At 39.1% G+C, this 948-nt stretch carries 1 protein-coding gene; it reads right to left on the reverse strand.

The window, feature by feature from the left end; translation table 11 throughout:
* Window positions 1–126 precede the first annotated feature (126 nt).
* The gene (locus UF06_RS23085; RefSeq protein WP_045572547.1) at window positions 127–810 is read right to left on the reverse strand and encodes a DUF4238 domain-containing protein; all 684 of its coding nucleotides are present in this window, start codon (window positions 808–810) and stop codon (window positions 127–129) included.
* Window positions 811–948: the final 138 nt, after the last annotated feature.

Consider the following 948-nt stretch of genomic DNA (forward strand, 5'->3'; position numbering starts at 1 on the left):
TAACGCCCGCTTAAGGGGCAGCCAACGCTACTACCAACTTACCGCATAACACCGTAACCACAAAAACCAACGCATAATAAAAATGCCGCGCGTTGGCTGTCCCTCTTGAAGCGTTTGTTAGGAATATTAGCCCACAAACCTTTGAGTTGTTAATGAACCTTTTAGCCTGAATTTCGTAGCATTAAGTTCGTAACTTTCCAGAGGCAAAACTCTCCTATTGCTAAACACATACTTATACCTATTAGCATATAGTGACGAGTTAACCATTTCTGGAAAACTAATGTCTGTTTTCAAAAGTTCGGGAATCGGTGACATCAACACCAAACAATCTGGTGACAAAGAAAAGATCCGTACCAAAAAACCATTAACAGAAAGATCCATTACTGGGTTATCTGATGTTATAAAATACTCTTCACCAGAACACCTATAAACAGATAAATAGCAAAAGTATCTACGAAACTTAGATTCAATTTCGGTCAGATAATGATAATTTTTAGAATAGTCCATTTCGTCATATGACCTAAACTTTTGATTCCTCAATAAATGAAGTTCAGACCACATAAATAGCTTTTCGGCCTTATCGTTGTCTATCGGTTCACCTTTTTGTAGAGCACGTATAACTTCAATTGCTGGCTTCTCAATATTTCGATTTTGAAAGTGCTCGGTATCGTGATTCTGAAAATCAACCTCCATAGTGCATTTTTTTGCTGGTATATGACGTGGAGGTTTTGTCGCCATTTCATGAGCCCAGATGCGGCCATTATCTTCAAAGGATTTTAAGTATGCTTCTTGTACACTATGTTGCTTCATTTCAATATTCCTAACGCCGCGTTAAGGGGCGCAGGCACGCAATAAAAAAGCTACCGCACAGTACCGTAACCACAAAACTCAACGCAAACTGAAAATGCCACGCGTGCCAAGTCCCACTTGAACGCATTGTTATATTTT

Origin of the sequence: Vibrio sp. S234-5, assembly GCF_000960595.1 — a bacterium.
In the GTDB taxonomy this organism is placed as follows: domain Bacteria; phylum Pseudomonadota; class Gammaproteobacteria; order Enterobacterales; family Vibrionaceae; genus Vibrio.

Excerpts from the sequence above, each read along its gene's own strand:
- UF06_RS23085 (WP_045572547.1), bottom strand. The coding sequence starts at position 810 with ATGAAGCAACATAGTGTACAAGAAGCATACTTAAAATCCTTTGAAGAT.